This window comes from Stenotrophomonas sp. NPDC077659 (assembly GCF_050268705.1).
GTDB lineage: Bacteria > Pseudomonadota > Gammaproteobacteria > Xanthomonadales > Xanthomonadaceae > Stenotrophomonas.
In genome coordinates this window covers 1-7,193 of record NZ_JBNNHG010000176.1, presented here as the reverse complement: position 1 = coordinate 7,193, position 7,193 = coordinate 1, and the positions used below count along the sequence as shown (strand labels likewise).

The 7,193-nt window shown below is 68.2% G+C and carries 8 protein-coding genes; 3 read left to right on the top strand and 5 right to left on the bottom strand.

The features are described 5' to 3' along the window. Positions 1 to 108 precede the first annotated feature (108 nt). From ACQKDV_RS17435 to purM, 5 genes are all read right to left on the bottom strand, one after another. Positions 109 to 792 carry a DUF3108 domain-containing protein gene (locus tag ACQKDV_RS17435; protein ID WP_427785409.1) on the bottom strand — a complete coding sequence of 228 codons (684 nt, stop codon included), beginning with the start codon at positions 790 to 792 and terminating at the stop codon, positions 109 to 111. A gap of 2 nt (positions 793 to 794) precedes the next feature. Then, the gene (locus ACQKDV_RS17430; RefSeq protein ID WP_427785407.1) at positions 795 to 1,607 is read right to left on the bottom strand and encodes a DUF3108 domain-containing protein; all 813 of its coding nucleotides are present in this window, start codon (positions 1,605 to 1,607) and stop codon (positions 795 to 797) included. A gap of 67 nt (positions 1,608 to 1,674) precedes the next feature. Next, positions 1,675 to 2,328, bottom strand: a complete 654-nt coding sequence (gene purN, locus ACQKDV_RS17425) for a phosphoribosylglycinamide formyltransferase (RefSeq protein WP_427785406.1) — start codon at positions 2,326 to 2,328, stop codon at positions 1,675 to 1,677. Positions 2,329 to 2,347: 19 nt separating this feature from the next. Further along, a complete protein-coding gene (locus ACQKDV_RS17420) occupies positions 2,348 to 2,839 on the bottom strand; it encodes a hypothetical protein (RefSeq protein WP_427785405.1) in 492 nt (163 codons plus the stop codon). Between the two features lie 20 nt (positions 2,840 to 2,859). After that, entirely contained in the window at positions 2,860 to 3,918 is a 1,059-nt protein-coding gene (gene purM, locus ACQKDV_RS17415) for a phosphoribosylformylglycinamidine cyclo-ligase (protein WP_427785403.1), read from the bottom strand. Between the two features lie 112 nt (positions 3,919 to 4,030). Between purM and ACQKDV_RS17410 the strand changes: the two genes are divergently transcribed. From ACQKDV_RS17410 to hda, 3 genes are read left to right on the top strand one after another with little or no spacing between them, the layout of a single operon-like run. Next, positions 4,031 to 5,158, top strand: coding sequence for a DUF2066 domain-containing protein (locus tag ACQKDV_RS17410; protein WP_427785401.1), 1,128 nt, complete (start codon positions 4,031 to 4,033; stop codon positions 5,156 to 5,158). Next, positions 5,155 to 6,327, top strand: coding sequence for an AI-2E family transporter (locus tag ACQKDV_RS17405; RefSeq protein ID WP_427785399.1), 1,173 nt, complete (start codon positions 5,155 to 5,157; stop codon positions 6,325 to 6,327). The genes ACQKDV_RS17410 and ACQKDV_RS17405 overlap by 4 nt, the downstream gene beginning before the upstream one ends. Then, entirely contained in the window at positions 6,327 to 7,034 is a 708-nt protein-coding gene (gene hda / locus ACQKDV_RS17400; RefSeq protein WP_427785411.1) for a DnaA regulatory inactivator Hda, read from the top strand. The genes ACQKDV_RS17405 and hda overlap by 1 nt, the downstream gene beginning before the upstream one ends. Positions 7,035 to 7,193 lie beyond the last annotated feature (159 nt).

The window sequence follows — 7,193 nt, the reverse complement described above, 5'->3', positions numbered from 1 at the left end:
GAGTTGCCTTCGATGTGCTCGGCATCGTCTTCGACCAGGCGGATGTTGCGGATGAAGACGGCAATGCGACACGGATGCCGGCCAGCGGCCGGCACTACCGGCAAGGCGTCAATTCAGCGCCTTGATGGTCAGGTCCAGCGCGTCGCGGCCGCCTTCGCGCTGCAGGATGCGGGTCGGCACCGGGAACTCGGGCACGATCCAGGCAATCTGTTCCTTGTCGCCATCCACGCGCGAGACCTTGGTGGCCTGGTAGCTCTTGCCGCCTACGGTCACTGCTTCCTTGCCCACGACCTTGTAGGTCATGTTCTTGATGCGGCCTTCGTCGACCATGCGGTAGGTCAGCGGCTTGCCGGCGGCCAGGTCGCGGGCGATCGCCAGGTTGATCAGCAGCGCATCCATGTCACCGGCCTTCAGCGCGACCGGGCCGGCGCGGTCCGGCTTGATGTCGCCGGTCCAGGTGGCCTGGTTGCTGGTCCAGTTGTAGCTGGCCTGCACGTTTCGCTTCTTCACCAGCAGCGCCGAGCGGTCCTGGCTGCTGAGCGGGCGCAGCTGGCCACGCACTTCCTCGAACACGGTGCTCTGGCTGAGGTCGGCCAGCTGGTTCTTCACCTGCAGGTTGTAGCGCCACTTGCCGGTGCCTTCGTTGGCCAGGGTCATGGTGCCGTTGGCCTGCATGCCCATGTAGCTGGCCAGGTAATCGGCCTTGAACGGCTGCAGGGCCATCGCCGGAAGGCTGGCCACCGACAGCGCGGCAGCGGCGATCCAGGTCAGCGGGCGGGTCAGGGTCGTCATGCTCACACTCCTTGGTATTCGATCAGGCGCAGGTCGATGCGATCTTCGCCATCTTCGCGTTGCAGGATGCGCACCGGGGTGGGGACACCGTTGGCGATCCAGAGAATGGTTTCGTTGTTGCCGCCGTTGGTGCGGTACACCTTCAGCGCGTTGTAGGACAGGTCACCGACCTCGACGTTCTCGGTCTGCGCGGCGGCCTGGTAATCGTGCTGGCGCACCTTGCCCAGTTCGACGTAGCGGTAGTGCATCACCGCGCCTGGGTGGGCATCGCGCATCAGCGACAGGTTCAGCAGCAGCGCACTCTGGTCGCCGCGCTGCAAGGGAATGGGCTGGGCGCGGTCCTTCTTGACGTCGCCGGTCCACTGCGCGGTGCTGGTTTCCCAGTTGTAGGTGCCCACCGCCTTCTTGCCCAGGAACAGGCCCTTGCGCACGGTGCTCTGGCTCAAGGGCGCGTAGACGCCGTTGCGTTCCTCGAATACGGTGCTCTGTTCCAGGTTCAGGCCGAGCACGCTGGCGAAGCCACGGCGGCCGACCACCTGCATGTCCACCCGCCACTGGTTCCCGCCGGTGTGGGTCACCTGCATGGTCGCATCGCCAGCCTCCTTGCCTTTGTAGAAGGCCTGGTAGGTGGCCGTGAACGGCTGCAGCGGCGGCGCTTCCCAGGCCATGGCCGGCAGCGCGGGCACGGCCGGGGCGGGCGGCGCCTGCACCACGGGCGCAGGTTCGACCGATGGCGGGGTCTGTGCCCAGGCGGCACACGCAAGCACGGCGAGCGGCAGCAGCAGGAAATGGCGCAACGGAATCGAGTTCTTCATGGCGGGCAGGAACCGCAGGAGGAGGCAGGATGCCAGCCCCGCAGTCAGCAGGGCGTGTGCACGGGCGTTACCGGTTCAGGTTTCCGGCGGAATCTAGAGCCAACGGGCTAAACAGGGGGTGACCGTCGAGGATCGGATGGCCCTCCCGTTCAGCCAGGCGGCCGTCGCACAGCAACTGCAGGGTGGCGATCAATAGTGGATGTTCGACCGCCAGGACCCGTGCGGCGAGGCGGGTCGCGTCATCGCCGGGCAGTACGGGCACGCGTACCTGGGCCAGCACGGCCCCGGCATCCAGTTCCGGCACGACCAGGTGTACGCTGGCGCCGTGCTCGGCATCGCCGGCCTCCAGCGCACGGGCGTGGGTGTGCAGGCCCTTGTGCAACGGCAGCAGCGACGGGTGGATGTTGACCAGGCGGCCCGTGAAGCGCTGGACGAACCCGGCGCCGAGAATGCGCATGTAGCCGGCGCAGACGATCCAGTCCGGGGCCGCCGCCTGCACGGCATCGCCGAGCGCCTGTTCGTAGGCGGCGCGGTCGCTGAACGTCTTCGGCGCCTGTGCCCAGCGCTGGCCGGGCCCGACGCGCTGCAGTGCGGCGGCGTCGGGGCGGTCGGAAAAGACCCCCACCACCTCGGCCGGCAGGCGGCCGGCGTCGATCGCATCAAGGATGGCCTGCAGGTTGCTGCCACGGCCGGAGGCCAGTACGGCGATGCGTGCGGTCATGCGGCGGCCATCGGGTGTCTCAGAGGCGGGAAGGCGCGTTGGCTTCGAAGGCCGCCTTCACCTGCGGGCGCAGCAGCACGACCAGGGTGAATACGCCCAGCACGGTGCCGAACGGGGTGAACAGGCAGGCGATGGCGGCCACCACCATGCACAGCAGGTGCCGGCGCCGCTGCTTCAGGCAGCGCCCGGCATAGGCGATGAAGCCCGCCAGGCCGAGCCCGAAGGACACCGCGCAGCCGCCCATGATGATGAACATCCAGCCCATGAACTGCTGCTCGTGCAGCGGCGTGGCCTGGCCGTTGGAGTTCATCGGCAGGGCGCCGCTGAGCATGGCGATGCCCATCACGATGTGCATGCAGAAGATCAGCCCGAACACGGCGGCCAGGCCGGCCACCACGTAATGGAAGATCGCCAGCAGGCGCAGGTGGTCGATGTCCTGTGCGGTCAGCGCAGGCGCGGCCGGTGCCGGGGGCGGCACCGGTGCAGCAGGCGAGGTGGGCGTAGCGTCCATGCGGGCTCCTTGAGTGTCGATCAGGCGATGCGGACGCGTTCGGCGCCGCTGGCGGTGACCACCTGGCCGATCGGCCAGTGGTCCAGGCCCTGCGCCTGCACGGCTTCGGACACTGCGGCGACCTGCTCCGGGGCCACGATCAGCACGAAGCCGATGCCGCAGTTGAAGGTGCGCCACATTTCGCTGTCGACCACCGCGCCTTCCTTCTGCAGCCACTGGAACACCGGCGGCAGCGGCCAGGCCGAGGCCTGGATGTCCAGGCCCAGGCCTTCGGGCACCACGCGGATGATGTTCTCGGTCAGGCCGCCACCGGTGATGTGGGCCATGCCGTGGATGGCCGGGCCGTGCGACTTCAGCAGCGACAGGATCGGCTTGACGTACAGGCGGGTCGGCGCCATCAGCGCATCGACCAGCTTGACGCCGTCTTCCAGCTCCAGATCGGCCGGCTGGCCAGCACGGTCATAGATGCGGCGCACCAGCGAGTAGCCGTTGGAATGCGGGCCGGAGGAAGCAATGCCGATCAGCACGTCGCCGGCGGCCACGCTGGCGCCATCCTTCAGTTCGCTCTTTTCCACGGCGGCCACGGTGAAGCCGGCCAGGTCGTATTCACCCGGGGCATACATGTCGGGCATTTCAGCGGTTTCGCCGCCGATCAGCGCGCAGCCGGCCTCGGTGCAGCCGTTGGCGATGCCGCCCACGACCGCCGCCGCGGTGTCGATGTCCAGTTTGCCGGTGGCGAAGTAATCCAGGAAGAACAGCGGCTCGGCCCCCTGCACCAGCACGTCGTTGACGCACATGGCGACCAGATCGATGCCGATCGTATCGTGGCGGTTCAGCTGGTGGGCCAGCTTCAGCTTGGTGCCGACGCCGTCGGTGCCGGACACCAGCACCGGCTCGCGGTACTTGTTGGACAGGTCGAACAGGGCGCCGAAGCCGCCCAGGCCGCCCATCACTTCCGGGCGGAAGCTGCGCTTGACCAGGGGCTTGATCCGCTCGACCAGCGAGTTGCCGGCGTCGATGTCGACGCCCGCGTCACGATAGGTGAGGGGGGAGGGGGCGGAAGACGGGGTGTTGGTCACGGGCGTCGGCGCTGGCAGGGGTTGAACGGGCGATTTTAACAGGCCGCATTGGCGCAAAGTCCGTATTCGGGCAACAATTCCCCCCGGATACGTCGAGCCAATGGATGTCCTGATGCGCCGCAGCCTTATTCCCGCCCTGCTCCTCGCGTTGTGCCTGCCAGTGGCCACGATGGCCCAGAGCGGGCTTCGTACCGAGGGCGATGTCGCCACCGCCAGTGGTGCCTACGAGGCCGAAGTGCCCGTCAACAGCCAGGCCGAGGCCGACCGCAACGGGGGCCTGGCCCGTGCCCTGAGCGTGGTCCTGGGCAAGTTGTCCGGCGACCGCAACGTGACCGCGCGCCCGGGTGTGGTGCAGGCCCTGCGCAACGCCAGGGATTACGTGGCCAGCTACGACTTCAAGCAGGACCAGAGCGTCGGCACCAGTGGCGCCCCCAGCTACCGGACGCTGCTGGTGGCCCGTTTCCGCGAGGATGACGTGGACGCGCTGGTGTCCGCCCTGGGCCTGCCGCTGTGGCCGCAGCCGCGGCCCAAGCCGGTGGTCTGGCTGGCGGTGGATGATGGCAGTGGACCGCGCCTGGTCAGCGTGCAGCAGGCCAATGCAGCCCGTCCGCTGCTGAACCGCGCCACCGAACGCGGCTTCAAGCTGGGCCTGCCCAGCGGCGGTGCGGCCGAACAGGCTCTGGCCGGGGCCATCTGGCGCCAGGACAGCGCTGCGGTGGCCCGCGCCTCGGCCCGTTATGCGCCGCCGATGCAGCTGATCGGCAAGCTCTACCGCGCCAATGGCGGCTGGCAGGCTGATTGGGTGTTCGTCGACAACGGCCGTGAGCTGAACAAGTGGACCAGCAAGGATGCCAACGCCATGCGCGCGATGGCTGCCGGTGCCGACGGTGCCGCCGATGCGCTGGTCAAGCGTTACGCCAAGGCTGGCGCGGCCACCGGGGCGGCCGGTACCTACCGCGTGGTGGTGACCGGCATCAACAGCAGCGAGGATTACCTGCGCCTGGCCGCTGGCCTGCGCGAGGTGCCGGTGGTACGCAACGTCACCCCGCTGCGGGCCACGGCCGACCATCTGGAACTGAATCTGGAAATGACCACCGGCCTGGCCGGCTTCAACCGGATGCTGGGCGACAACGGCGTGCTGGTGCCTTCGGCGCCCCTGCCGGCCCTGCCGGCACCGCTCGATGACACCACCGGCGCGCCGCAGCCGGCCCCGGTCAGCAACGAGTACCGACTGCGATGACCCAATCCCCCGAGGCGGAAATCGCGCAGTTCCTGCGACGGCTGAAGTACATGACCGTCGCCCTGCTGATCGGCTGGGTGGTGTGGCTGCTGGCCCCCATCCTGACGCCGTTCGTGCTGGCGTTGGCGCTGGCCTGGCTGGGTGACCCCCTGGTGGACCGCATCGAGGCCACGGGCCGTTCGCGCAACACCGGCGTGGTGCTGGTGTTCGTAGCGATGGTGCTGGTGATCATCGCGCTGTTGCTGGTGCTGGTGCCGATGATCGAGCGGCAGATCACCACGCTGTTGGCGGCGGTTCCGCAGGCACAGGCGTGGCTGATGCAGACCGGTATCCCGTGGTTCGAGCAGAAGACCGGCCTGGAAGTGATGCAGTGGTTGGACCCGGAGCGTTTGATCGAGTGGGTGCGCAGCCACTGGCAGCAGGCCGGCGGCTTCGCCACGACCTTCATGGGCTACGTGTCGCGCTCGGGCTTCACCGTGGTGACCTGGGTGGTGAACCTGGCCCTGCTGCCGATCCTGGCGTTCTACTTCCTGCGCGACTGGGACAAGCTGGTCGAGCGGGTCGCCTCGCTCATTCCGCGCAACCACATCGGCACCATCACTTCGCTGGCGCGGGAATCCAACGAGGTGCTGGGCGCGTTCATCCGTGGCCAGTTCCTGGTGATGGTGGCGCTGGGCGTGATCTACGCCGCCGGCCTTTCGGTGGTCGGCCTGAAGCTGGGCCTGTTGATCGGCCTGGTGGCCGGCCTGATCAGTTTCATTCCCTACCTCGGTGCGACCACCGGCATCGTGATGGCGGTGGTGGCGGCGCTGGTGCAGGCGCAGGGCATCGATCTGAAGCTGCTGCTGCTGGTGGGCGTGGTGTTTACCGTCGGTCAGCTGCTGGAAAGCTACGTGCTGACCCCGCGCATCGTCGGTGACAAGATCGGCCTGCACCCGGTGGCGGTGATCTTCGCGGTGATGGCCGGCGGCCAGCTGTTCGGCTTCCTCGGCATGCTGCTGGCGCTGCCGGTAGCGGCGGTCAGCAATGTGCTGCTGCGCTACGCGCACCAGCGTTATCGCCAGAGCGAGCTGTACGTCGGCGAAAAGCCCGCGATCATGCTTGATGGCGTGATCGACGCACCCCATATCATTCTTGACCCCTACGAGAACGGGCCGGACCCGAAGTGATTGGTGTGCCGCAACTTCCGCTGGCCCTGCATTACCCGCGGGACCAGCGCCTGGAGACCTTCATCGGTGCGCCGGACGGCGCGCTGGCGCAGCTGCGCGCGATCGCGGTGGGTGCCAGCCACGACTGGGTCTATCTGGAAGGTGCGGCGGGCACGGGCAAGACCCACCAGGCGCTGGCGATGTGTTCCAGTGCGCAGCAGGCGGGTCGACTGCCGACCTACGTGCCGCTGGCGGGCACAGTCGGCCGGGTGGCGGCGGCGCTGGACGGACTGGACCAGCGCGAGCTGGTGGCGTTGGACGGCCTGGATGCGATTGCCGGCCACCGCGAGGACGAGATTGCGCTGTTCGACTTCCACAACCGTGCGCGCGCGGCGGGGGTAACCGTGTTGTACACGGCGCAGCGTGCGCCGGGCGAGCTGGGCCTGGTGCTGCCGGATCTGCGTTCGCGGCTGGGGCAGTGTGTGCGGGTGCTGCTGCAGCCGCTGGATGAGGAAGGCCGGGCGGCGGTGCTGCGCGAGCGTGCGCTGCGGCGCGGCCTGGCGATCGACGAGGCGGCCATCGAGTGGCTGCTGTCGCACACCGGGCGTGAGCTGGGCGGATTGATCACGTTGCTGGACTGGCTGGACCGGGAGTCGCTGGCGGCGAAGCGGCGGATCACCGTGCCGTTCCTGCGGCAGGTGCTGGAAGAAGGCCGGCCCCGGTACTGAGGTTTTTCTGTGCAGGGCTGCCGCCCTGCACCCGCGGTAGTGCCGGCCGCTGGCCGGCAACGTCAACGTCAACCTCAACGTCAAAAGCTGGCTTCCTGAGGGGAGGCGGGGTGGCTCAGGTTGCGGGGGACGGCGCAAGTACGTCCATGTAGCCTCGGT

Coding starts and splice junctions, on each gene's coding strand:
- ACQKDV_RS17435 (WP_427785409.1), bottom strand. CDS start 792: ATGACGACCCTGACCCGCCCGCTGACCTGGATCGCCGCTGCCGCGCTG.
- ACQKDV_RS17430 (WP_427785407.1), bottom strand. CDS start 1,607: ATGAAGAACTCGATTCCGTTGCGCCATTTCCTGCTGCTGCCGCTCGCC.
- purN (WP_427785406.1), bottom strand. CDS start 2,328: ATGACCGCACGCATCGCCGTACTGGCCTCCGGCCGTGGCAGCAACCTG.
- ACQKDV_RS17420 (WP_427785405.1), bottom strand. CDS start 2,839: ATGGACGCTACGCCCACCTCGCCTGCTGCACCGGTGCCGCCCCCGGCA.
- ACQKDV_RS17410 (WP_427785401.1), top strand. CDS start 4,031: ATGCGCCGCAGCCTTATTCCCGCCCTGCTCCTCGCGTTGTGCCTGCCA.
- ACQKDV_RS17405 (WP_427785399.1), top strand. CDS start 5,155: ATGACCCAATCCCCCGAGGCGGAAATCGCGCAGTTCCTGCGACGGCTG.